General features: G+C 40.2%; 24 protein-coding genes and 1 other annotated feature. Of the genes, 8 read left to right on the forward strand and 16 right to left on the reverse strand.

Annotated elements, in window-relative coordinates; all coding sequences use genetic code 11:
- Nucleotides 1-2 precede the first annotated feature (2 nt).
- Genes hisC through hisG form a run of 3 tightly spaced genes read right to left on the reverse strand, consistent with a single transcriptional unit; the run spans nt 3 to nt 3,299 of the window.
- Entirely contained in the window at nt 3-1,073 is a 1,071-nt protein-coding gene (gene hisC, locus PSF28_RS00530; protein ID WP_272665356.1) for a histidinol-phosphate transaminase, read from the reverse strand.
- 3 nt (nt 1,074-1,076) lie between these two features.
- Entirely contained in the window at nt 1,077-2,393 is a 1,317-nt protein-coding gene (gene hisD, locus PSF28_RS00535) for a histidinol dehydrogenase (RefSeq protein WP_272684451.1), read from the reverse strand.
- Between the two features lie 6 nt (nt 2,394-2,399).
- Complete coding sequence (hisG, locus tag PSF28_RS00540; protein WP_210838862.1) at nt 2,400-3,299, reverse strand: ATP phosphoribosyltransferase; 900 nt, start codon at nt 3,297-3,299, stop codon at nt 2,400-2,402.
- A gap of 53 nt (nt 3,300-3,352) precedes the next feature.
- Nucleotides 3,353-3,480, reverse strand: a sequence feature (His leader region).
- A gap of 268 nt (nt 3,481-3,748) precedes the next feature.
- Here hisG and PSF28_RS00545 point away from each other — a divergent pair.
- The gene (locus PSF28_RS00545) at nt 3,749-4,576 is read left to right on the forward strand and encodes an SDR family oxidoreductase (RefSeq protein ID WP_272684452.1); all 828 of its coding nucleotides are present in this window, start codon (nt 3,749-3,751) and stop codon (nt 4,574-4,576) included.
- On the opposite strand, the gene PSF28_RS00550 is transcribed toward PSF28_RS00545, so the two are convergent.
- On the reverse strand, nt 4,577-5,200 hold the full coding sequence (locus PSF28_RS00550; protein WP_272665353.1) for a glutathione S-transferase family protein: 624 nt from the start codon (nt 5,198-5,200) through the stop codon (nt 4,577-4,579).
- Between the two features lie 218 nt (nt 5,201-5,418).
- Between PSF28_RS00550 and PSF28_RS00555 the strand changes: the two genes are divergently transcribed.
- On the forward strand, nt 5,419-6,624 hold the full coding sequence (locus PSF28_RS00555; RefSeq protein ID WP_272684453.1) for a serine hydrolase: 1,206 nt from the start codon (nt 5,419-5,421) through the stop codon (nt 6,622-6,624).
- An 81-nt stretch (nt 6,625-6,705) separates the two neighbouring features.
- Here the strand turns inward: PSF28_RS00555 and PSF28_RS00560 are convergent, their stop codons facing one another.
- The 3 genes from PSF28_RS00560 to ybjG all read right to left on the reverse strand — a co-directional run bounded on the left by PSF28_RS00560 (nt 6,706) and on the right by ybjG (nt 10,925).
- On the reverse strand, nt 6,706-8,073 hold the full coding sequence (locus tag PSF28_RS00560) for an L-serine ammonia-lyase (protein WP_210838870.1): 1,368 nt from the start codon (nt 8,071-8,073) through the stop codon (nt 6,706-6,708).
- Between the two features lie 75 nt (nt 8,074-8,148).
- A complete protein-coding gene (locus PSF28_RS00565; protein ID WP_210838871.1) occupies nt 8,149-9,465 on the reverse strand; it encodes a serine/threonine transporter in 1,317 nt (438 codons plus the stop codon).
- An 851-nt stretch (nt 9,466-10,316) separates the two neighbouring features.
- Complete coding sequence (gene ybjG, locus PSF28_RS00570; RefSeq protein ID WP_272684454.1) at nt 10,317-10,925, reverse strand: undecaprenyl-diphosphate phosphatase; 609 nt, start codon at nt 10,923-10,925, stop codon at nt 10,317-10,319.
- Between the two features lie 199 nt (nt 10,926-11,124).
- Here ybjG and PSF28_RS00575 point away from each other — a divergent pair, with 199 nt between their 5' ends.
- On the forward strand, nt 11,125-11,553 hold the full coding sequence (locus tag PSF28_RS00575) for a secondary thiamine-phosphate synthase enzyme YjbQ (RefSeq protein WP_272684494.1): 429 nt from the start codon (nt 11,125-11,127) through the stop codon (nt 11,551-11,553).
- 247 nt (nt 11,554-11,800) lie between these two features.
- On the opposite strand, the gene PSF28_RS00580 is transcribed toward PSF28_RS00575, so the two are convergent.
- A complete protein-coding gene (locus PSF28_RS00580) occupies nt 11,801-12,064 on the reverse strand; it encodes a GrxA family glutaredoxin (RefSeq protein WP_004256424.1) in 264 nt (87 codons plus the stop codon).
- Nucleotides 12,065-12,224: 160 nt separating this feature from the next.
- Here PSF28_RS00580 and PSF28_RS00585 point away from each other — a divergent pair, with 160 nt between their 5' ends.
- From PSF28_RS00585 to rlmC, 3 genes are all read left to right on the forward strand, one after another.
- Complete coding sequence (locus tag PSF28_RS00585; RefSeq protein ID WP_004909362.1) at nt 12,225-12,551, forward strand: YbjC family protein; 327 nt, start codon at nt 12,225-12,227, stop codon at nt 12,549-12,551.
- 140 nt (nt 12,552-12,691) lie between these two features.
- Nucleotides 12,692-13,207: a YbjN domain-containing protein gene (locus PSF28_RS00590; RefSeq protein WP_210840384.1), complete on the forward strand. Its 516-nt coding sequence runs from the start codon at nt 12,692-12,694 to the stop codon at nt 13,205-13,207.
- A 9-nt stretch (nt 13,208-13,216) separates the two neighbouring features.
- Nucleotides 13,217-14,350, forward strand: a complete 1,134-nt coding sequence (gene rlmC / locus PSF28_RS00595; RefSeq protein ID WP_272684455.1) for a 23S rRNA (uracil(747)-C(5))-methyltransferase RlmC — start codon at nt 13,217-13,219, stop codon at nt 14,348-14,350.
- A gap of 66 nt (nt 14,351-14,416) precedes the next feature.
- Here rlmC and PSF28_RS00600 read toward each other — a convergent pair whose 3' ends face one another.
- From PSF28_RS00600 to PSF28_RS00635, 8 genes are all read right to left on the reverse strand, one after another.
- Nucleotides 14,417-14,920: a hypothetical protein gene (locus tag PSF28_RS00600; RefSeq protein ID WP_272684456.1), complete on the reverse strand. Its 504-nt coding sequence runs from the start codon at nt 14,918-14,920 to the stop codon at nt 14,417-14,419.
- The gene (locus tag PSF28_RS00605) at nt 14,904-15,398 is read right to left on the reverse strand and encodes a hypothetical protein (protein ID WP_272684457.1); all 495 of its coding nucleotides are present in this window, start codon (nt 15,396-15,398) and stop codon (nt 14,904-14,906) included. Before PSF28_RS00605 ends, PSF28_RS00600 begins: the two co-directional genes overlap by 17 nt.
- Nucleotides 15,399-15,545: 147 nt before the next feature.
- Nucleotides 15,546-16,214 (reverse strand): arginine ABC transporter permease ArtM, encoded by a 669-nt coding sequence (artM, locus tag PSF28_RS00610; RefSeq protein ID WP_210840299.1) that lies wholly within the window; start codon nt 16,212-16,214, stop codon nt 15,546-15,548.
- Nucleotides 16,211-16,951, reverse strand: a complete 741-nt coding sequence (artQ, locus tag PSF28_RS00615; RefSeq protein WP_210840300.1) for an arginine ABC transporter permease ArtQ — start codon at nt 16,949-16,951, stop codon at nt 16,211-16,213. Before artQ ends, artM begins: the two co-directional genes overlap by 4 nt.
- A 12-nt stretch (nt 16,952-16,963) precedes the next feature.
- Nucleotides 16,964-17,707 (reverse strand): arginine ABC transporter substrate-binding protein, encoded by a 744-nt coding sequence (artJ, locus tag PSF28_RS00620; protein ID WP_004256405.1) that lies wholly within the window; start codon nt 17,705-17,707, stop codon nt 16,964-16,966.
- Between the two features lie 18 nt (nt 17,708-17,725).
- Complete coding sequence (gene artP, locus PSF28_RS00625) at nt 17,726-18,454, reverse strand: arginine ABC transporter ATP-binding protein ArtP (RefSeq protein ID WP_210840301.1); 729 nt, start codon at nt 18,452-18,454, stop codon at nt 17,726-17,728.
- 98 nt (nt 18,455-18,552) lie between these two features.
- Nucleotides 18,553-20,034: a DUF2867 domain-containing protein gene (locus tag PSF28_RS00630; protein WP_004909389.1), complete on the reverse strand. Its 1,482-nt coding sequence runs from the start codon at nt 20,032-20,034 to the stop codon at nt 18,553-18,555.
- A gap of 51 nt (nt 20,035-20,085) precedes the next feature.
- Nucleotides 20,086-20,985, reverse strand: coding sequence for a lysine exporter LysO family protein (locus PSF28_RS00635; protein WP_115167661.1), 900 nt, complete (start codon nt 20,983-20,985; stop codon nt 20,086-20,088).
- Nucleotides 20,986-21,387: 402 nt separating this feature from the next.
- Here PSF28_RS00635 and PSF28_RS00640 point away from each other — a divergent pair, with 402 nt between their 5' ends.
- Together PSF28_RS00640 and macA are read left to right on the forward strand one after the other, a co-directional pair.
- Nucleotides 21,388-23,052: an ATP-dependent nuclease gene (locus PSF28_RS00640; protein ID WP_109911018.1), complete on the forward strand. Its 1,665-nt coding sequence runs from the start codon at nt 21,388-21,390 to the stop codon at nt 23,050-23,052.
- 210 nt (nt 23,053-23,262) lie between these two features.
- A complete protein-coding gene (gene macA, locus PSF28_RS00645) occupies nt 23,263-24,369 on the forward strand; it encodes a macrolide transporter subunit MacA (RefSeq protein WP_210836803.1) in 1,107 nt (368 codons plus the stop codon).

Consider the following 24,369-nt stretch of genomic DNA (forward strand, 5'->3'; position numbering starts at 1 on the left):
AATTAGCAAAGTGCGGCAATAGCTTCAATAACGCGGGTATTTTCAATTTCTGTCCCGACAGTAATACGCAGGCAATTAATGAGACCTGGCTGTTTGCTTTGGTCACGTAAAATAATGCCTTGATCCCATAGGGCTTTAAAGACTTTACTACCATCGGTGAAACGCACCAAAATATAGTTAGTTTCACTCGGATAAACATGCTCAACCACAGACAAGTCGCGCAGAGCTTCACTGAGTGCAATACGGTTTTCTGTTACCGTTACTACACGGCTTTTCATGGTTTCAATGCCTTGTGGTTCAAGGGCTTGAGCAGCAATCATCGCAACAGGGGTTGATAAAGGATAAGGAGCGATAACCTTCAATAGCACTTCAATCACTTCAGGAGAGGCTAAGGTAAAGCCACAGCGTAAACCGGCTAATGCAAAGGCTTTAGATAAGGTTCTTAAAATCACCAAATTGGGGTATTGTGCTAACCAGCTTGCCACACTGTATTGTGGGCAGAACTCAATATAAGCTTCATCGACAACGACTAATGCGCGGCCTGCCGCCATATCTAGCACTTCACGCAAATCTTTATTATCGATGATATTGCCCGTTGGGTTATTTGGGCTGCAAATATAAATCAGTTTGGTATTAGATAAGTTTTCACGGATCGCGTTAACGTTTAATGCCCAGTCAGGCAATGCCATGATTTTCTTTTGTTCAACGCCAAAGGTTTCTGCACTGACGCTGTACATGCCATAGGTTGGTGGGCAAAACATCACCGCATCTTTACCCGGCTCACAAAATGCGCGGATCAATAATTCGATAGATTCATCGGCCCCACGGCAAACCAATACTTGTTCAGGTGTAATTTGCGCATAAGCCGCATAGTTATTGATCACGGCTACCGGTTGGCATTCAGGGTAACGGTTAAGGTTGCGTTCACTGAATTGGTAATCAGGTGCAATTGGGTATTCATTGGCATTGAGCCAAACATCTCCATTTCCTCCTAGACGTCGTGCAGACATATAAGGGGTCATGGTTTTAACATTTTCACGTGCAAGACTGGCGGCATTAAATGGTTGGCTCATGACTTACTCCTGATTTTGTTTTTTTAGTTCGTTAACGCGTAAGGTAACGGCATTTTTGTGAGCGGTGAGTTGCTCTGCTTGAGCTAAGGTTTCGATGGTGTTGGCTAAACCTAATAACCCTTGTTTTGACAGTTTCTGCACCGTCATTCTCTTCATAAAATCCGCGAGCCCAAGGCTTGAATAGGTTGCAGTATATCCATAAGTTGGTAATACGTGATTAGTGCCTGAAGCGTAGTCTCCTGCAGATTCGGGTGACCAGTCTCCGACAAACACGGAGCCTGCGCTAGTGATAGAATCGATTAGGTCATCGGCATTGCGTGTTTGTAAAATCAAGTGCTCAGGGCCATAGCGATTGCTAATTTCAACACATTGTTCGATCGAATCAGCAATAATGACACGGCTGGCACTTAGTGCTTCTCTCGCAATTTCGGCACGAGAAAGTTGCGCTAATTGTTTTTCTGTTTCTTCAATCACGCGCTGGGCAAAGTTTTCATCGTCAGTTAATAAAATGACTTGTGAATCAGGACCATGTTCCGCTTGTGATAGTAAATCAGACGCGGTGAACGCTGGGTTTGCTCCGCTATCCGCAATCACTAACACTTCAGAAGGCCCCGCAGGCATATCAATGGCGGCTCCATCATGGTTTTGACTCACTTGGCGTTTCGCCTCAGTGACATAGGCATTACCGGGGCCAAATATTTTATCAACCGTAGGAATGCTTTGGGTGCCAAATGCCATTGCTGCAATCGCTTGCGCGCCACCTACTTGGAAAATATCGCTGATGCCGCACAGTTTCGCTGCATACAAAATTTCATCGGCAATAGGTGGGGGCGAACACAAAATGATTTTGCGACAGCCTGCGATATTCGCCGGAGTTCCTAACATCATGACTGTTGATAACAAGGGAGCAGAGCCCCCCGGAATATATAAGCCGACCGCATCTATTGGGCGAGTGACTTGTTGGCACACTACGCCTGCCTGTGTTTCCACTCTAATCGGAGTGGGTTTTTGGGCTTCGTGAAAACGACGAATGTTGCCAATGGCTGTTTTCATTGCTGTTTTGATTTCATCGCCAAGACGAGCCTCTGCCGCGTCAACAGCATTTGCAGGTACTCGCACTGTTTCGATTTCAGTTTTATCGAAACGACGGCTTAGAGCTTGGAGGGCGGTATCGCCCTCGTTACGGACTTGCTCAATAATTTGGCTCACCGCAGTACTAATGCTGCCAGAGGCTGCAATTGCGGGGCGCATCAGTAAAGCATTTTGTTGCTCTTGGTTACAAGCCGACCAGCGAACAGGTTGGTTAAATCCCATTTTCATGGCGGCTTACTCCATCATTTTTTCAATTGGTAATACAAGGATTGAGCTTGCCCCTAATGCCTTGAGTTTTTCCATGGTTTCCCAGAATAAGGTTTCTGAGCTTACCATGTGCATAGCGACACGGTTGTTGTCACCAGCTAATGGCAGAATGGTTGGGCGTTCAGCACCTGGTAATAAGGCAATGATTTCTTCTAGTGTTTCACTTGGTGCGTGTAACATGATGTATTTAGATTCGCGTGCTTGGATAACACCTTGGATACGGGTCATCATACGGTCGATAAGCTGTTGTTTATCAGCTGACATTTCACCGTCACGTTGAATCAAACACGCTTTCGAACGGTAAATGACTTCCACTTCTTTTAGGCCGTTTGCCTCTAATGTGGCACCAGTAGAAACAAGGTCACAAATCGCATCCGAAAGTCCAGCACGGGGTGCAACTTCTACTGAACCATTTAACAGACATGATTTAAACTGAATGCCTTTTTGGTCGAAATAGCGTTTTAACAAGTGTGGATAAGAAGTCGCAACACGTGAACCATTCAGGCATTCTGCACCCGTGTAGTTAAAGTCCAATGGCGCCGCTAATGACAAGCGACAGCCACCAAAATCGAGGCGGCGCAGTGTTTTGTATTGTGGGTTTTCGCCTTGCGCGCGGCGGTTTAATAATTCTTCTTCAAGAACGTTTTCACCAATGATCCCTAAATCAACAACGCCATCCATGACCAGCCCTGGAATATCGTCATCACGAACGCGAAGTAAATCAATAGGCATATTTTCTGCATAAGCAATCAAACGTTGTTGTTGTAAGTTGATTTTGATACCGCAGCGAGCCAGTAGTTCTCTTGATTCTTCACTCAGGCGACCTGATTTTTGAATTGCAATACGTAAACGTGATTTATCCAACATGACTTTACCCTTATCCCTTTAAAATTTTTTGTTTAGTAACTCTTTGTTCAAGAATAAAAAAACCCTCGGAAGATTATCTTCCGAGGGTTCTCTCAATTCGCATTTCAGCCACCGGAAGATTCGTTGAACGTCTTCCAGCACACATCGCCCGAAAGACTAGTCAGGATGATGGTGATGATGATGGTTGCGTGAAATACGATTCATAATGTCTTCCGTTCTGTTATTTAAGTGAATGACTAAACATTCATTGTGCTAACTAAATACTCATTGGTATTCAACCTATCCGATTTCCCCCTATGAATGCAACCTTTTTTTAAAAAATAACCAATAATAATTAGTTGATGCGCTTTTATAGTGATTAATCTCTCAGAAATTGTGTTCGGAAGTTTTATGGTTTTCAGCTACTCTGTGATTAATTTCAGTCAGTTGGTCGATTGAGGAGTTATCGTATGAAGAAAGTCACCATTATTGGGTTAGGGTGGGTAGGGTTACCCCTTGCCCAAGCTTTATTGTCCCAAGGCATTCATGTGGTTGGCACTAAAACAACACCAGATGGTATTGAAGCCGCTCAAGCGGTAGGAATTGAGTGCTATGCATTGAAATTAACCCCAGAACTTGAATGTGATAACGATGATTTAGCGCAATTGATGATGCAAAGCGATGCTATCGTCATCTTGCTTCCCCCTTCTAAAATTAATACCGAATACTATATGGCAGCGATTGAAACACTGGTGAATAGCGCAATAGCATTTCAGGTACCCAAAGTTATTTTCACGTCATCTACTGCGGTTTATGGGGAGCAAAATGGTGAAATGACCGAAGATAGCCCATTGGATGGCGTGACGGATTCGGCTAAAGCTTTAGTGGCGACAGAACAGTGGTTGCATCAGTTACCGAACATATCGGTAGATATTCTGCGATTAGCTGGATTAGTCGGGGAAAAACGACATGCAGGGCGTTTTTTAGCAGGTAAAACCGGGGTGAAAGGGGCAAGTCAGCCTGTCAATATGGTGCATCAAGACGATGTCATTGACGCCATTTTATTATTGCTCCAGCAGCCACAAGGCGGGCATATTTATAACCTTTGTGCGCCAATCCACCCAACACGAGCCAAATTTTATACTCATGCCGCTCAATCTATTGGTTTAGTTCCACCACAATTTATTGAAGAGGGGAATGCATTAGAAGGGAAAGTCATTAACGGTAATAAAATTTGCCAAGAACTCGGGTTTGAATACCAGTACCCAAACCCAAGTTTGATGAATATGACTCTGTGATTACTTAATCGGGATCATGACAATTTTTTGGAACGCAGGACGCGTGGTCAGCTGCTGATACCAGCGTTCCAAATTGTTAAATTCAGGGCGTTCAGTCACAATTTCATGCCAAGGGTAAAATAGTGGCGCGATAGCGATGTCTGCGATACCAAATTTATCACCACTGAAATAGGCTTGGTTGGCTAATGCATTATCAGCAATTGTGAGTAATCGATTAATATTGCCATATATAATTTTAGCTTGCTCTGGGTCTCTATCTGCTTCAGGGACACGAACAATTTTGTTCATCATTTGCTTAATGTGGTCGAATAAATTAGCACCACCCCAATCCATCCATTTATCGGCGGCAGCTCTTTCTTGTAGGTCTTGTGCGAGTAATAAGTGAGAATGATCAAATTTTTCCGTAAGGTAACGTAAAATCGTATTTGATTCCCACAGAGCAAAGTCATCATCCTGTAGAGTTGGAATGGTGCTGTTTGGATTCATTTTTATATATTCAGGTGTATCTAGTCCACCAAATGGGCCACCCACATCTTTTTGATTGTAAGCGATATTTAATTCTTCTAAGCACCAAAGTACTTTTTTGACATTGGAAGAGTTGACGCGTCCCCAAACAGTTAACATTGCGGTCTCCTAAATTGATTTTTTTGGTATCGACTATGGTTAAGATAGATTAAATTCACTCATAGGCAAATGTTTATTTGTTAGCTGTGGCCTCTGTGAAATTAAAGTCTTATATTAGGTCTAGTTATCGAATTTTGTCACGGCGATGGTTTCTCGTTTAGTGATGCTGAGTCAATGACCGTATTTTAAATGTGTAGAATTAAGTGAAGGAATAACCGATGAGTAAGAAAATGTTGTCTTTAAAAACCCGCCGAGCAGGTATCGGGTTGAGTCTTTTGGTTGCCGTAAGTAGCAGTGTTTATGCGGCGCAGACACCGGTTGCTCCTCAAGTCGATGCAAAAGCATTTGTTCTGATGGATTATAATAGCGGTAAAATTTTAGCTTCTGGGAATCCAGATGAACGCTTAGACCCCGCAAGTTTAACCAAAATTATGACCAGCTATGTGATTGGTCAGGCAGTAAATGCAGGAAAAATTACCCCACAAGACATGGTCACGGTAGGGGAAGATGCGTGGGCGACGGGTAATCCTGTTTTGAAAGGCTCTTCTTTGATGTTTTTGAAGCCAAAAGACCGCGTTTCTGTATTGGATTTAAATAAAGGGATTGTGATCCAGTCAGGGAACGATGCCAGTATCGCCCTTGCTGATTATGTTGCAGGTAGCCAAGATTCATTTGTGAGCTTAATGAATCAATACGTGCAAAAGATTGGTTTGAAAAATACTCACTTTAAAACGGTTCATGGTCTCGATTCTGAAGGGCAATACAGTACGGCACGGGATATGGCATTGTTAACCCAAGCGATGATCCGTGATGTCCCCGATGAATACGCACTGCACAAGGAAAAGGAATTTACTTTTAATAAAATTCGTCAACCTAACCGTAATCGTCTGTTATGGAACCAAAATTTAAAGGTGGATGGCGTAAAAACTGGGCACACGAGTGGTGCAGGTCATAATCTAGTCGCCTCTGCAACAGAAGGTGATATGCGTTTGATTTCAGTTGTGTTGGGGACACCAAGTGACCGTGTGCGTTTTTCTGAAAGCGAAAAATTACTAACATGGGGTTTCCGTTTCTTTGAAACTGTCACGCCAATTAAAGCTGATGCCACATTGAAAAAGCAGCGTGTCTGGTTTGGTGATACTTCAGAAGTTGATTTAGGTGTTGCCGATGATGTTTCTATTACTATTCCTAAAGGGCAATTGCAAAACTTAAAAGTGGATATTCAACTCACCAACGATTCACTTGAAGCGCCTCTTGCTAAGAACCAAGCAGTGGGAACGATTAACTTTATTCTTAATGATGAAGTCGTCGAACAGCACCCTTTAGTCGCAAAAAATGCGGTTGAAGAAGCGGGGTTCTTTGGGCGTATTTGGGATTATATCATGAAAACCATTAGTGGCTGGTGGAGTGCCATTTTCGGTTAATAATGGTTGAGTTGAAAATGATGTGAACAAAAAAATGCCTGCATTAGCAGGCATTTTTTTAGAGACGATAGATAAACAATACTATTCGCAGTGAGCCAATTTAATCGCTAAACCGCCTTGAGACGTTTCACGATACTTAGCGTTAATATCTTTACCAGTTTCATACATGGTTTCAATGACTTTATCGAGGCAAACACGTGGGTCACTGACGCGACGCAGTGCCATGCGTGCTGCATTTACGGCTTTAACGGAAGCAATGGCGTTACGTTCAATACAAGGTACTTGAACTTGCCCTCCGACAGGGTCACAGGTGAGACCTAAGTTATGCTCCATGGCAATTTCTGCTGCGATACACACTTGCTCAGGGCTACCGCCCATTAATTCGGCGAGCCCTGCAGCGGCCATCGAACAAGCAACACCCACTTCTCCTTGGCAACCTACTTCGGCGCCGGAAATTGATGCATTCATTTTATATAACGCACCAATCACACCAGAAACTAAAAAGTAACGGGTATAGGAATTTTCATTCACAGGGCGAATAAACTTATCATAATAAGCTAATACCGCAGGAATGATGCCACATGCACCATTAGTTGGTGCCGTGACAACACGACCACCCGCTGCATTTTCTTCGTTAACGGCAAGTGCATACATATTGATCCAATCTATGACTGCCATTGGGTCCATATTGGTGTTATCGGTTGTCACGAGTTGACGGCGTAATGCGGCTGCTCGGCGCGGTACACGTAATGGTCCGGGTAGTAAACCTTCTGTTGTCACTCCCCGTTCAATACCGGATTTCATGACCTCCCATACGGACGAGAGGTATTGCTGAATTTCTTCTTTACTGCGTAATGCTAATTCATTTTGCATCACGAGTGCGGAAAGTGATAACCCTGTGTCTTTACAATGCTTTTGCAGGTCGGCCGCATATTTAAATGGGTAAGGGACTTGCACTGCATTTTCATCAGACTGGCCAAAGTGCTCTTCATCGACGATAAAACCGCCACCGATAGAATAGTAATTTTTGCTGTAAATAACATCATCACCACTGAATGCCGTAATACTCATTCCATTTTCATGGAGGGGGAGGTTGGTAGTATGAAAATTCATGCCACCTTCAGTAGGGAAATCAACTTCATGTTGCCCGTGTGCAAGGGAGAGCCTTTCAGTTTGCTCTACATTACGCATAAAAGCAGGAATAGCGTCAATATTAATGGTGTCTGGTAAGTTACCTGCAAGGCCCATAATAATCGCCATATCCGTTGCATGGCCTTTACCCGTCAAAGAGAGTGAGCCATAGACGTCTACTGAAATTCGTGTCGTGCGAGTGAGTAATTCTTGCTGGATAAGGTCGTCAACAAACTGCTTGCCTGCTTTCATTGGGCCGACAGTATGGGAGCTTGAAGGGCCGATACCAATTTTGAAGATATCAAATACACTAATCATATTCAGTGCTTCCTTTTGTAGAAAGTCATTGAAATTAGGTAGCTTCCATTACTGGTCGCTACCTAGTGGCTTCAATTAGAAGAATAACTTATATGTTGCCGCAGAGATAGCGACCAGACCCATAATTACGATAAATACATTACTGATTTTACCTGAGTATTTACGCATCGCAGGTACTTTGCTAATTGCATACATTGGCATTAAGAACAGTAAGATAGCGATAACTGGGCCACCGAGGCTTTCAATAATATCCAATACACCCGGGTTTAATGTTGCTACTATCCAAGTGGTGACTAACATGAAAATTGCAGTACCGCGGTTTAACTTACGAACATCAATGGTTTTACCTTTTGCACGGTAAGCACGTTCAACTAAGCCATTGAAACCTTCACGGGCCCCTAAATAGTGACCGAGGAAAGATTTAATAATTGCGATAAAGGCAATGATTGCAGCAGCGAATTTGATGAATGGCTGATCAAAATAGCCAGACAAATAATCAAGGATACTAATATTTTGTGCTTTAGCTTGTGCGAGATCCGCTGAAGATAAGGTAAATACACAGCTGATCACGAAGAACATAACGGTCAGCACCATCAAAATGTGCGCGGAGGCAAGGATCCGTGAGCATTTTTGTTCAGCGGCATCACCGTATTCTTCACGTTTTGCCACAGAGAAAGCAGAAATAATTGGCGAGTGGTTAAATGCGAATACCATCACAGGGATTGTCAGCCAAATGGTGACCCAAATACTTTGCCCACCCGTATTTTTTGTTGCTTCAGTGATACCTTCCCAAGTTAAGGTATTCAGTACATCACCAGACCAGTGTGGGATCATATACAGTGAGAATGCAACCAGTACGGCGATAAATGGAAACACTAACATACTCATGACTTTGACGATGTATTTTTCACCAAATGCTACAATCGCCATGACTCCGCCGACAAGGATCAAGGCAAGTAACCAGCGTGGTGGTGCGCCAACGCCTAATAATTCGGTTAAGAATTTATTGACGTTATTGGTGATGGAAACACCATAAACAAGAAGAATAGGGTAAATAGCAAAGAAGTAGAGTAGGGTGATCCAGTTACCTGCTGTGCGACCAAAGTGTTCCTCGACGACTTCAGTAATATCACCGTCAGGTTTTGAACCAGAGAGAACGAAGCGTGTTAACCCACGGTGAGCAAAAAATGTCATTGGGAAGGCTAATACCAGCATCAGTAAAACAGGTAATAAACCACTCATACCTGCGTTGATTGGCAAAAACAACACTCCAGCACCGATAGCTGTACCATATAAACCCAGCATCCATACTGTGTCAGTTTTGCGCCAAGCATTACTCGTTACTGTTTGCGAGGCTGTTTTGTCGATGGAACCAACTTTTGTTGCATCCATAATAGTCTCCGAAAATATAAGTCAAAAAAATCATTTAGCGTAACGGCAATTGCGTTACGAACTTTTAATCTTTTGGTACGAACAATTACTCAATAACAATTGTTTTCTTTTGCGTAACAATCTGATTGGAAATAAAACTAAAATTTACGGTAAATTGATTTTCAATCAGTTTTGTATTTTTATCATTTAATTTTAACAGTGGATTTTGAGTGTGTGAATTTATATTTTACCAGAATAAAATGCCGTGATCATTATCTCAAAAGAGAAATATCCCCCAAGATTGCGAGAAATAATCATATTTTATAAAATTGTTAAATAAATTTGTGTTAAGTTTATTTTTGTTAGCGATTAAATACTGAGTAAATAAGTTTTGCTTTGCTTAAATGTGAGTAGAATAAAATTCTATTAGAAAAATATTATTATATTAATGATCGGAATGTAGCTGGTTAAAATATCATCCATATCAATGTGAATATTGAACTGTACTGTAATAGTAGTACGGTTTTCTAAGCTGTGTATTTTTGTATTTACATGAAAAATAACAAAATATTTTTCATTTATTGATTGGTTTATTGCGTGATTAATTAGTTTGAAAACTGGAGGGAATAGAACTATATATTAATTATTTTATGTTTTTCTCAGACCTATATTTGTCACTTTTTTCGCAACGAAAAAAATAATTGAAAAAGGTAACAAAATATTTGTTAATTAATTGTTTTGATAATTTTATTGATAACTTCAAAAAAGTTTTAATGATGAAAATGAAAATAAACAGAAACTTTGATTTAGCTCAATTTTTATAAGGCGAAAAATACTGGCATTAATTAATGCCAGTATTTGAGTCTATATTGTTATGGTTGAAACCAACCTTTACGAATAAGTGGGGAAAAAATAAAGCTATATAGTTGAGTGATAGGTAATTGAATTTTATTCGCACCAAGAGACCAGAGAATTTGAGTTAAGCCGCATGCCACCATCGCAAGTATGAAAGCACCAGCCATATCTAAAGGCCAATGAACACCGAGGTAAATACGTGACCAAGCAATCACAACAGCTGGGATCATCATCACAAGCCCGACCCAAGTTCTTAGCCAGAAAAGGAATGCGAAGGCGAATGTAAAGACAATTGTGCCATGATTACTCGGGAAGGATGGCGTAGCTTCATGATCAGAGAAATTGGTACCAACCCCCATGACAAATGGGCGGTCATGTGGAGCAAAATAACCAATTAACCATGAGATAGTTAAACCAATGACGATAGCAATAGCGGCTTTACAGGCAAAGGCACGTTGGCGAGTCATATTTGGCTGGGCGCCCCAAAACCAACAAGCAACAGTAAATAGTGGAAATAACAAAATTAAACGTTTCGCAATCACGTTCGCTATAGCAATGGTTCCACTTGCGGTTTCTGGAGTGGCATTGATCAAATTGAATAGATCAAGGTTAAGTTGTTCCAGCACAGTTCAGTACCTCGGACAGATAGTTAGTGAGACAGAATAGAGTCAAAAAGGGAGATTAAAGTTTCTTAATGAGCAGGTAAAGTCCCTTTGTCTTATTATTGAAAGCTTTGTGCGACAAATTTACTTGCGGTTTAACTATTACTCAATAATTATTTAGTGCAGTAACAGACTTTGATAAGTAAAAGGAAGAAAAAAAGTGATGTGGTGGCAAAAAGAGATACAACTTAGCGCAAAAGCAAGAGGGTTTCATTTAGTGACAGAAGAAATTCTCAAGCAGCTTCCCGAACTTAGTTTAATCAATGTTGGTTTAGCCAATATTTTTATTCAACATACATCGGCATCTTTAACGATAAATGAAAATGCGGATTACACTGTCAGAGAAGATTTCGAAAGTTTTTTTAATCAGGCCGTTCCTGAAAATGAGCCTTATTATAAACATGATTATGAAGGAAGTGATGATATGCCAGCTCACCTAAAAAGCAGTTTATTAGGTGCCAGTTTGACTATTCCGATTACTAAAGGGCGTTTAAACTTGGGGACGTGGCAGGGGATTTATTTATGTGAGCACCGAAATTATGGTGGAAAACGTAGGTTAATCATTTCATTGCAAGGTGAACCCAGTAGTTAGAAACAAAAAACCCGATAGCAGGAAAACAAAAAGTTGGCTATCGGGCTCCTCAATATGGGGACATCAAAGAAAAGCAGTGGCATTAATTAAGACTCCGTCTAAAAAAGAAAGTTCTCACCTAGATGAAAAAAAGTGCAATATTTTTATTAAATTTGGCTTAAATAGCACAAAAAGAACAAGCAAAGTGTCAGCACCGATAAATAAGTGAACAACTTTGCTTGTTGAGATGAAAAACGGAAGTGGCTAACTATTTGTAAAGATTTAAATTTTCTTTTGCATAAGCTTCGAAATCTGTGCACCCACCAATGTGTTGCTCATCAATGAAAATTTGTGGAACGGTTTCAACAGGTTTGCCGACAGTTTTAGATAAATCTTCTTTAGAAATACCTTCTGCTTGAATATCAACATAGCGGTAGTCAAAATCTTCACGTTCATTTTTCAGTTTTTCAGCGAGTTCTTTTGCACGAACGCAGTATGGGCAGCCAGGACGACCAAAAATAACAGTATACATAGTATCTCCTTTTTATCTTGAACTCAGATTCTAATTACAATGCTCAATACTATGCCTACATAAATTATGAAATAAAAGTCGAATTTTCCTGTTATACCTATAGGTATGGCATATAATCCTCAGTTTGAGGAAGTGACACAATAATGAGAGGAGAGGAAGAATGAGTAATAAACCTCAGTCTAAAGGGACGATGCGTTCATTGGCGGATATGCCAAAGCCCATTATCGTGTTAGAAGGTGTCGGGATCATTCTGCTTATCATTGTGTTGTTGGCATTAAATGACTATATCACCCTGCCGGAGCCTTTAATGCAGCCGGGGGCTATCGTCAGCATTATTATGGTCGGTATTGGCTGTTTGGTACCTGCAATGATCAATATTGTCTGGCGAGCAATTCATGGCCTGAGTTTTTTGGGGATAGATAATAAACAACCAGAAAAGAAAGCCTCTAAAAAGTCGGACTCTACAGATAATAAACCTGATGAATAAATAGATTAAACGCGGTTTTACTGGTGTTTCGGCCTACAATATGTGAGAATTATTCGTTTTTTTCGTTAGGGGGAAAATGTGCCAAAACCCTAACAAATCAATATTGCACGACTATTTTGAGTTGAAGAAGGTTACTGCCCATGGATTCTATTTGTTACCCTGACATCACTAAGTTACGTGAATGGCTAGACCAACTCAAAACCTCTTATTTCGAGTGTGATTCCTGCTCTGCATTACATTTACCTCATATGCAAAATATTGACGGTATTTTTGATGCGAAGCTCGATATTTTAAATAATGTTTTGGTGTTGTCTGCATTAGCTGAGCTCAAACCGACAGCGATTGTGACGTTAGTGGCGAATATCAGCCAAATTAATGCCAGCTCATTAACGGCAAAAGTTTTCCTTGAAATAAATAATGAAAACTTGCCTAAATTGATTGTTAGCCAATCATTTTCATTAGCAGCAGGAATGACATATCGTCAATTCGGTCATTTTTTACAGCAAGCAGAAGAACAAATTTCAGCTATTGTATTTGAAATTTTTAGCAATAACTTGCTGTATGCGAATCAAGATGATTTCAGTGAAGACGATGACAATGTTGATGAAGACTCTGAGCATTCTCTTGACGACAAACCTTCGATAATCATCCACTAAGTCTTTGTTATGCATTGTGAAAAGTATGCCACAGGGCAATGCCATTCATGCCAATGGCTAACACTAACTCCTGAACAGCAAATTATTGAAAAGCAGAGCCAACTACAGGCTCTTTTACCTGCTATTGATACCTCCCTATTTCAGCCTCCAGCTACAGGGCCGCAAACGGCTTTTCGCAATAAAGCTAAAATGGTCGTTAGTGGTAGTGTTGAGAAGCCCATTTTAGGTATTGTTGGGCGAGATGGGCAAGGTGTAGATTTAACGGACTGCCCGTTGTATCCAGATGCCTTTTCTGACGTGTTTAGTGCCATTATTCCTTTTATTGCAAGGGCAGGGCTGACGCCTTATAACATTGAACGCAAACGTGGTGAGTTAAAATACCTATTATTGACTCAAAGTCATCATACTGGGAAATTTATGCTGCGGTTTGTGTTGCGCTCAGAGAAAAAAATTGAGCAATTAAAAAAGGCACTGCCATGGCTACAAGAACAGTTGCCACAGCTTGAGGTGATCACCGCCAATATTCAACCCGTGCATATGGCAATACTTGAAGGTGAGGATGAAATTTTCTTAACGGAGCAGCGCACACTTCGTGAAGAGTTTAATCAAGTCCCTTTATTTATTCGTCCACAAGGTTTTTTCCAAACGAATCCTATAGTGGCTGCAAAATTATACCAAACCGCTAGAGAATGGGTTAAAGCGTTAGATATCGATAGCTTGTGGGATCTGTTTTGTGGCGTGGGCGGTTTTGGGTTGCACTGTGCTGAAAAAGACACTCGCTTAACAGGGATAGAAATCAGTGCACCAGCGATTGCCAGCGCACAGCAATCAGCGGATGAACTTGGATTAAAGCATGTTGAGTTTAAAGCCCTTGATTCAACGCGTTTTGCCACGGCGAATCAGGATATCCCTCAGCTTATTTTAGTTAATCCGCCACGTCGAGGGATCGGTAAGGTATTATGCGATTACCTTACGCATATGCAGCCTGAATATATTTTGTATTCTAGCTGTAATGCACAAACCATGGCGCAAGATTTACAACTGTTGGCTGGCTATCAAGTCTGTAAAGTCCAGTTATTTGACTTATTTCCTCATACAGCACACTTTGAAGTGCTGACGTTGTTAAAGCGAATCGAACAGTAAAGCCTATTTGAACAGCTTATAGTTCGATATTTTTATGCTCTATTTTCAAAATTTATTCTAGTTATTTTATAAAATATTATAACTTGAATTCTTAAGTGATTCCATTGAGATTATTTCAACTGGAAAATCCAGTGTTTTGATTAGAGTTTTATCTGAACTATGATTGGAGAGTAACTCTTCAATATCATCAAAAAAAGATTCTTGAGTTTTATATTTTTTTATCCCTTTATTAGAATCAAAGAATTTATAGATATAATCGGAGTTTTTTGAGTTGCGTTTAATCGAAATAGCCATGCAGTGATTATCATAAATAATTAATGAATAAAAAACATGTTCATTGTTTATTATGCTTTTTATTCTGTCCTTAAGTTCCTGAATGGATGAAAGGTCATTATCGAAAATTAAATTTTCATCGTCATTAATTTTTCGTTCTTTACAGTTTACTAAACCAAAGTTTAATTTTTTAGACGTGTTTTTATACATTTCATTTTTAGCTAAAAATTTAAATGAGCTTTTTAAAAAATCTATTATTTCAGTTTCACTTAACTCTATGTCATTTTTTATTATCAATTATTAATGGTTTAGTTTCTTCATTGGTATTTAGGTAGCTTATCTTTTTATCTAGAGAGAGTCTTTGGGGCACTGTTTCTCCAATAATTGAATCTAAGTTGTATGAGATGTAATTGAAATTATATGCGCGTGAGCAATTCATTTGAATGTTTAAAACATTAGCTAAATGAGTGTTCAATGTCGATATATTATAATTGTATTTCTTTGTTTTTGTACTAAGTAACTTAAATTTGTTTGATGCTTTATCTTGGTTGCATTTTTTTAATTGTGAAGTTATGGTTTTTATTAATTTATCACCTTGATTCTTGTTTTCATTACAAAGATAAGCAGAGGATAATCCATAACAAAGGCCATTAGTTATATGTGATGTATTCTTTACAAGAGATAGTTTGTTACTTATTATGTTTTTTTTGTCTTTTTTAAAATAGGTAATTAATTTATTTTGATTAAAAGGAATGTCAAATTTAATATTAGGCATAGTCATCTCAATTATTGATTTTGTTTATGTAATGACCTGAATTATGGCATTTGTAACTTTAATGCTCTTTCAAAAATCAATGAATCTTATTAAAAAAAAGCTTGGCATAACACCAAGCTTTTTTTACTTGTCGGCGAGAAAGAAGGACTAACCTCTGTGCTCAAATTCCAACGCTTTGCGTTCAATTAAACGCATTAGAATGGTCAAAATTGCATTGACCACTAAATAAATAATTCCTGCTGCAACAAACGCCATCACATTCCAGCTTTGACCAAAGATCAGTTGGCTGTAACCCATAACATCTAGCATTGTAATCGTACTGGCAAGTGAAGTACTTTTGAAAATCAGGACGACTTCATTGGAATAGGACGATAACGAACGTTTAAAGGCATAAGGCAAAATAATACGCATGGTTTGCATTTTGCTCATCCCGAGGGCTTGGCACGATTGCCATTGGCCTGACGGAATAGCTTTAACTGCACCGTGGAATAACAAAGTAGAATATGCTGCACTATTTAGTGCCAATGCTATCATGGCGCATACCCAAGGGGTTGAGATAAACTCCCATAGCATTGGGTAATTCTGCAGTGATTTAAACTGGCTTGGACCATTATAAATTAAGAAGAACTGCACCAATAAAGGCGTACCAGTGAAAAGCGTGATATAGACTTTAACGGCTTGAGAAACCACGGGGGTTTTAAGTGAAAGAATTAAAGTAAATAATATCGCTAAGATAAAAGCTACAATAAGAGCACTAAATGTCAGTGATAAGCTGGTTGGTAGCCCAGGAAGAATATCTAAAATTAAATCCATCATTTTGATTCACCTCGCTCAAAGCGAGTCGTACGCAATTCAATACGTTTTAAAATAACTTGACTGACTAACGTAATGGCAAGGTAAATCAAACCCACAATGGCGTACCATGTGAATGGTTCGTGAGTTCTATTGACGATTGTTTTTGTTTGTAACATCAAATCATTAACGCTGATGAGTGAAACTAACGCAGTATCTTTTAATAATACAAGCCATTGGTTACCTAAGCCTGGAAGCGCATGGCGCCACATTTGCGGCATAATGAACCGAAAGAAAATAGTACGTTTGTTTAAGCCTAATGCAAAACCGGCTTCCCACTGACCATAAGGTACTGCTTTTAAAGCCCCTCTTAATGTTTGTGATGCATAAGATGCGTATAACAGGGCGAGGGCAATAACACCACAAACAAATGGGGTGTAATCAAATTCACCGCTATCAGCAAAGAATATGCTGGGGTCAATCTGGATAGTGCCTTGCCAAAAACCGAGGTTTATATCGAACCCATCACCAAACAAATTGATCAGTTGTAATGTACCAAAATAGACAAACAACACGACCAATAATTCAGGCAGACCGCGAATCAAAGTAACCCAACAGGTCCCTAAAAAGGCAATAGGTTTAAAACGGACGGACTCCCATGCAGTAAATAGCATGGCGAGGATCAGCCCCAAAACCAGTGCAGAAACAGCAAGGCCGACGGTAATACCGGCGGCACTTGTTAAAAATAGAAAGTTGCTCATTAATTATATCAATTACTGTTGAAACCATTTTTTGTGGATAGCATCATAAGTGCCGTCTGCTTTAACTTCAGCTAAGGCTTTATTCATTTTATCCAACAGCTCTTTATTTCCTTTACGCACCGCAATACCAAGCCCAATACCAAAATATTGTGGATCAGTCACTTTTTCACCTACAGCGGCTAAGTTTTCGTTACCTTTAGCTTTTAACCATTCGTCAGCAACTGCGGTATCACCGAAGACGGCATCGATACGGCCATTTTGCAGGTCTAAAATAGCAGATTGGTAGTTATCATAAGGAACGGTTGTCATACCTTTATGTTGTTCCATGATATATTTTTGGTGAGTGGTTCCGTTTTGAACACCAATTTTTTTATCTTTTAATTGGTCTACTGAGCTGATTTTTTCTTTCACAGCAATAAACTCTGCTGAGTTAGGGTAGTAAGTTTCAGTGAAATCCACTTGCTGTTGGCGCTCAGGGGTAATATCGATACCTGCCATTAATGCTTCAAAGCGGCGGAATTTTAAGCTAGGGATTAAGCTGTCGAAAGATTGGTGAGTAAATGTACAAGTTGCATTCATTTTTTCACACATGGCATTGGCTAAATCAACGTCAAAGCCAACGATTTGGTTATTCTTATCGAACATTTCAAAAGGTGCGTAAGTCGCTTCTGTTGCAAAACGGATGGTTTCTTTTTCCGCAGCAGTTGCAGATAGGGTTACAGCGCCCAGTAGTGCAGCTAATATAATTTTTTTCATTGCTTAATCCTATATCTATTAATGTGACAGATAATTTGCAAATGCTTCTGTTTGAGGTGCAGTGAAATGGCTTGCATCCCCTTGTTCTACTATATGGCCATTTTCCATATACACTACACGGCTAGCGGTTTTACGAGCAATTTCCACTTCGTGAGTAACGATGACTTGCGTAATTCCAGTTGCAGATAGTTCTCGAATAATATCAACAACTTGTGCGGTAATTTCTGGGTCAAGTGCAGCGGTTGGTTCATCAAATAATAAAACTTTTGGTTCCATCATCAATGCTCTAGCAATCGCAACACGCTGTTGCTGCCCACCCGATAAATGTAAGGGGTAGCGATCAGCAAATTGAGACAACCGTAAGCGCTCTAATAGCTTAGAGGCTTTTGCTTGCGCTTCTTGCTTGGACAATTTTAACACGCGGCACGGTGCTTCAATTAAGTTGTCCATAACGCTCAAATGAGGCCATAGGTTATATTGTTGAAATACCATTCCCACATTTTGACGCAGCTCACGAATCGCTTTCGCATCTGGAGCTGAAGAAAAGTCAAATTGCTGACCCACAATATTTAAGTGGCCTGAACGTGGCATTTCTAATAAATTGAGGACACGTAACAATGAGCTTTTACCTGCTCCGCTTGGCCCGAGTAATACCATAGTCTCACCAGAAGAACACTCTAGATTGATATCAAAGAGTGCCTGATGGGAACCATAGAAACAGTTGATGTTTTTTAATTGAATGCTCATGTGTACCAATAATATCTTATTTCACTACCCGCGATATTAATCCTATGAGCATATTTATGCAATAATTTCTGCATAAAAATTTGGTTTTTACGCTAAATTTATTCTGATTTAACGGTCAGTTGCTCTGCTTGCTGTTGTTTAGCGAGTTGTTTATCCCGCTCATAAGCTAGCTCACTGATGCGTTTTGCCATGCCTTTAAAAATAAATAAATGTGCAGGCATCATGGCAAACCAATAGAGTAGACCGCAAAAGCCAGCAGGGTGCCACCATGCCCGAACATCGATTGAACGGCGGTTTCCGCTATCATGAATAGTAAAAGTTAGGCGGCCAAGTCCTGGAGCTTTCATACCAAATAACAAGCTAAGTTGTTTATTAGGCTCAAGATTAATCACGCGCCAGCCGTCAATCTCATCACCGAGTTGGAGCTGTTCACGATCGGGGCGGCCATATTTCACTTTATTCAACATCATATCATCCATGATGGCGCGGGTTTTCCACAGGCCATTGGCATAGAAATAGCCGTTTTTTCCGCCAATCTGTTGCACTGTATACCAGAGCGATTCTGAACTGGCCGTTGTTCCAAGGGTTGCTCCCGCTTGTTTTGGGTAATAGCCATAACCAGGACGCCAACGTTTTCTGACTTCTGGGTCATAACCCCAATCTGCGTTATCAACGGCATCGGCTTCTTCAGCTAAAGTGGTTCTAACCGCATCATCAAAAGAAATTAAGGTTTGTGGGATCAGTTCTCGTAACGCTTTATCATCTGCCGGGAGATCGTGCTGCAAGCCTTGGATTAGCTCCTTAGCAATTGATGGTGGCACAGAGGTGATCAAACTGATGAAATGCACAGAGATCATACTGATGGGGATCGGAATAGGGATAAGTAAACGCCGTTTACCACTGACTTTAATAAAGCGTTTAAATAGTTCTTGGTAGCTAATAAACTCAGGACCACCCGCATCGAAAATTCGGTTCTCGGTTGTTGGTATTTTTGCTAGTTGCGTTAAATAATACAAAATATTCGACAGGGCGATAGGTGACGACTTAGAGCGAACCCAACGCGGTGGCGTTAAAATCGCTAAGTTGTAGACCATATCGCGCATTATTTCGAATGCAGCAGAACCAGAGCCAACGATAATGGATGAACGAATTTCAGTAACAGGGACTTGGCTCTCACGTAAAATATCACCGGTTAAACGCCGTGCTATTAGGTGTGGTGAATAGGTATGCCCGTGTTGTAATGCGCTGAGATAGATAACATGTTTAACGCTTGAGCCTTCAAGGGCTTGTTGCACATTGCGAGCGGCTGCGCGCTCACGTTCGACTAAATTGGCTTGGTCAGCCATGCTATGAACGAGGAAATAAACAATGTCGATGCCTTCCATGACACCTTTTAATGTTTCGGGGTCGTGAAGATCTACATAAATGCATTGGGTGTCTTGCCAGCCTTGAGATAGCATCCAATCAACACGGCGTGCACCTGCTGTTACGTCATATCCTTGCTCAATGAGTTTAGGGATCAAATTCTGACCAATATAGCCACTAGCGCCCAACACTAAAACACGTTGTTTATCTGTCATGTTAATTTCCTGTTTCACGCAAATTAACGGCTATTGTGACTGAAATTTTACCTATGTAAAGAAGGCCATAAGAATTGGCGTAATTAGACTAAGTACGAAACCGTGAACTATGGCGGCAGGGACAATTGAAACTCCACCGCTGCGTTGTAAAACAGGTAATGTAAAATCCATTGATGTTGAACCGCAAATGCCAAGAGCCGTTGAGCGGTAACGGTTGATAATAATAGGAATGAGCATGATGGCAGCAAGTTCCCTTGCTAAGTCATTGAAAAAAGCAGCACTTCCCATGACTGGGCCATATGCATCGGTAAGTACGATGCCTGTTAATGAGTACCAGCCAAAGCCAGAAGCGAGCGCTAGCCCCATTTTCACTGGAAGATCGAGTAAAAATGCAGCTAACGCGCCACCGGCTAACGCACTGATTGCCATGACAAACGCGATGGTGGTACCACGGCGATTGATTAAAATTTGCTTGATGCTCATGCCACTATTGCGTAGCTGAATACCGACAAGTAATAGCAATAGCATTAACGCCACTTGGCTGCCTTTGTCGGCATAGTGTAGAAAGTCAAAATGCGTCAAGCCAACGGCAAATCCGAGTAGTAGCACACCGCATAACTGTAAGGATTCGAGAACCATTTTGATTCGTGAAGGTGGCTTTTCTTGTTTATGTTGCGGAATTCTCCATGGATCAAATTTATCGAGCAATAACAGTGAGATTACATTCAATGAAAATATGCAACCAAAAAAGGTAACTGCATAAATTAAAATAGAAAATAAGTGAACGCTTAAGTTTTCAAGTAGTGCGAGGGTAATTCCCATTAAAAATAAAATAACATATACCATTGAATTCAGAGATTGATGAACTCGATGGAGAATACGTTTATTTTTAATAGGAATAAGATAACCGAGTGTTAACGGTAGAAGAATAATTAAGAGTCCTGAATACATGGCCGTTTCCTTAGAGGTTATCCCATCGACTAGGTTAATGTAAACAAAGGGTTATGCTTATCTTTTTTATTTAGGTTATCGAAGCATAAACCTGATTTAGCGCCCTGTGCTAAAAGAATTTATTGTTATAAAATTTTTTTATTGGTTAAAGAAAGAAAAATAGGTCAAAAACACTAAAAATGAAAGTTTTACTATTTTATAACACTGTAATTAGATGCTCAACACAGTTCGCTGTTTTGTTATAAGTATTTTTATTTTGCTTACATATTTATAGTAATAAAGGCGCTTAATCGGTAAGCTCTAAATAGTGTCTTTTAGTCTGTTTAATTGACGGAATCACCCGGTATGTAATGAAAACTAATAATATTGAGGGTGAATTAAAAATCTTCCAAGGAGAGTAATATGTACCTGGAACGTGTGGAAATATACGGATTTAGAGGAATTAACCGGCTTTCTTTAGAACTGAATAATAGTACGGTTTTAGTCGGTGAGAATTCCTGGGGAAAATCGAGTTTACTGGACGCACTTGACCTTCTTCTTTCCCCTGAGCATACAGATTACCAATTCAGCCTTCATGACTTCCATCACCCAGCAGGGAACGATGAATCACGTTATCGCTCATTACAGATTGTTCTAAAATTTTGTGAACGCCGAAAAGGACGTCATCAATCATATCGTTTTCATAATCTTAACTCTGTTTGGGTCGATAACGGAGATGGCCTTAAACATATTTTCTATCGTGTTAGCGCAGAGCTGAGAGATGATGACACGATAGTTGTAGATAAAAACTTTTTGAACTCAGGCGGTAATAAGCTTTCTTTAGATAATGTAGGTAAATACATTAAAGAAATTATTAGGTTGTATCCGGTTATTCGCCTGCGAGATGCCCGCTTTTTGCATACACTTAACACTGAAACTATCGTTACAGGCCAAAAAGATTTACGTGATTTGTTCAACGTTCGCATTAAAGAATTAACCCATGCATTGGTCAATAACCCTGAATGTTTAAGTGACGAGGACCTTGGTGATGGTATTGATGCAATGCAACAGCTGCTCAGTCATTATTTTTCAGGGCAGAGCGCGCATCTTATAAAACTGGATAACTCAATTGTCAATATAGAACCGCGCAAGCGTGGGTGGAAAGCACTTGATAATATTAGCCGTTTAATCGCTAAACCAAACCAACGCAATATTCGTTTAATTATCTTAGGAATGTTTTCTTCGTTATTACAATCAAAAGGTAATATTCAGTTAGATAAACATGCACGGCCATTGATTATCGTTGAAGATCCAGAAACACGCTTACACCCGATTATGCTCTCCATCGCATGGGGGTTATTTAGCCTATTTTCTCTACAGCGGATTACCACGACGAACTCAGGGGAGTTACTTTCATTAGCACCTCTGGAAGATTTGTGTCGTTTGGTACGCAATACCAATAAAGTTTCAGCTTATCGATTGAGTGAAAATGATTTAAGTGCTGAAGAATTACGTAAAATTTCTTTCCATATTCGCTTTAATCGTCCATCAGCGCTGTTTGCTCGCTGCTGGTTATTAGTTGAAGGGGAAACTGAAATTTGGTTGATGAATGAATTTTCGCGCCAGTGTAACTATTACTTTGAAACTGAAGGAATAAAAGTTATTGCATTTGCACAAAGTGGTTTGAAACCATTGCTGAAGTTTGCCAATAAAATGGGTATTGAATGGCATGTTTTAACCGATGGTGATGAGGCTGGGCGCAAGTATGCAGCAACAGCGACACATTATGCCAACAAAATTAATTCCTCAGATAGGGATAGGCTAACGATGCTCCCCGCACCAGATATGGAACATTTCCTATATCGTGAAGGGTTTAGAAGCCTTTATCATGAAATTGCTGATATTCCAGATAATGCGAAGGTTTCAACCAGGCGAGTAATTATTAAGGCGATTTCTCGTACATCGAAACCAGATTTAGCGCTAGCTACTGTAAATAGAGCCGCAGAATTAGGGCCAGACAGCATTCCGCTGCAATTAAAAAGTATGTTTTCTCGCGTGGCATGGTTGGCAAGGGGGAAAGCAAATTAATGGTGATATCGATAAATATTACTTGTTGTTGATTGATTATTAAGAAATGGCTCTCTCAGGTTTATCACATGTTGAATCAATTGATAACTTAAGTGATATATAATTTGATCATTAGTTTTTAGCTGGCAACTAATTGGATCCACCTTTTTACACGTTGTCAGCGATCTTAGAGGGCAAAGCCCTCTTTTTGTTCATAGGAAGCAAGTAAACATGAAGGCAAAGCCTAAGAAAAAGTGGCCGATTTATTTGGCAATCATTATTGTTGCCCTAATCACCGCTGGGTTTCTTTTTAATCGTGAGGAAGCCGAGGTTTTTCAAACCGTAGATGTCACTCGAGGCAATTTAGATAAACAAGTACTGGCAACGGGGAAACTTGATGCCGTACGTAAAGTCGATGTGGGGGCTCAGGTGAGTGGGCAGCTGCAAACTCTGTATGTCAAAGAGGGCGATTATGTTAAAAAAGGCGATTTATTAGCGGTTATTGACCCGAAAAAAGCCCAAAATGATGTTATTGAGTCTGAGGCAACAACACGTGAGCTCGAAGCCAATTTATCATTAGCTCAAGCCGAGCTGCGTCTTGCTCAGGTGACTTATCAGCGCCATCTGAGTTTGGCGAAGTTACAAGCTGTTGCTCAGCAAGATCTCGATAAAGCCAAAACAGATGTTGAGGTGAAAAAAGCGCAAGTTGCTACTTATCAAGCACAAATTAAACGTAATCAGGCCACATTAGACACAGCAAAAAATAATTTAAACTATACGCAAATTACAGCGCCAATGGATGGCATTGTGACCTTTATTAAAACACTACAGGGGCAGACAGTTATTGCTGCCCAAGAAGCACCAACAATTTTAACCCTTGCGGATTTGGACACGATGCTAGTGAAAGCCGAAGTTTCTGAAGCCGACGTAATTTATTTGGAACCCGGTCAAGATGCTTCTTTTACTGTTCTAGGCGCTCCAGATAAAAAGTTTGCTGGGCAATTAAAGGATATTTTGCCAACTCCTGAAAAAATTAATGATGCCATTTTCTATTATGCGCGTTTTGAAGTGCCTAACCCGCAACATTTGCTGAAATTACAGATGACCGCTCAGGTCACGATTGAATTAGATTCACGTAAGAATGTGCTGTTGCTACCACTATCTGCATTAGGCAATGAAATTTCACCACAAACCTATGAAGTGGATATTCTGCAAGGCAATAAAGTCGAGAAAAAACAAGTTGAAATTGGTGGCCGAAACGATGTGTATGTGGAAATTACCAAAGGCCTAAATGAAGGTGACAAAGTCGTCATTGGGCACAGTGAGGCGGAATACTAA

Source organism: Providencia sp. PROV130 (genome assembly GCF_028482225.1).
GTDB classification, from domain to species: domain Bacteria; phylum Pseudomonadota; class Gammaproteobacteria; order Enterobacterales; family Enterobacteriaceae; genus Providencia; species Providencia rettgeri.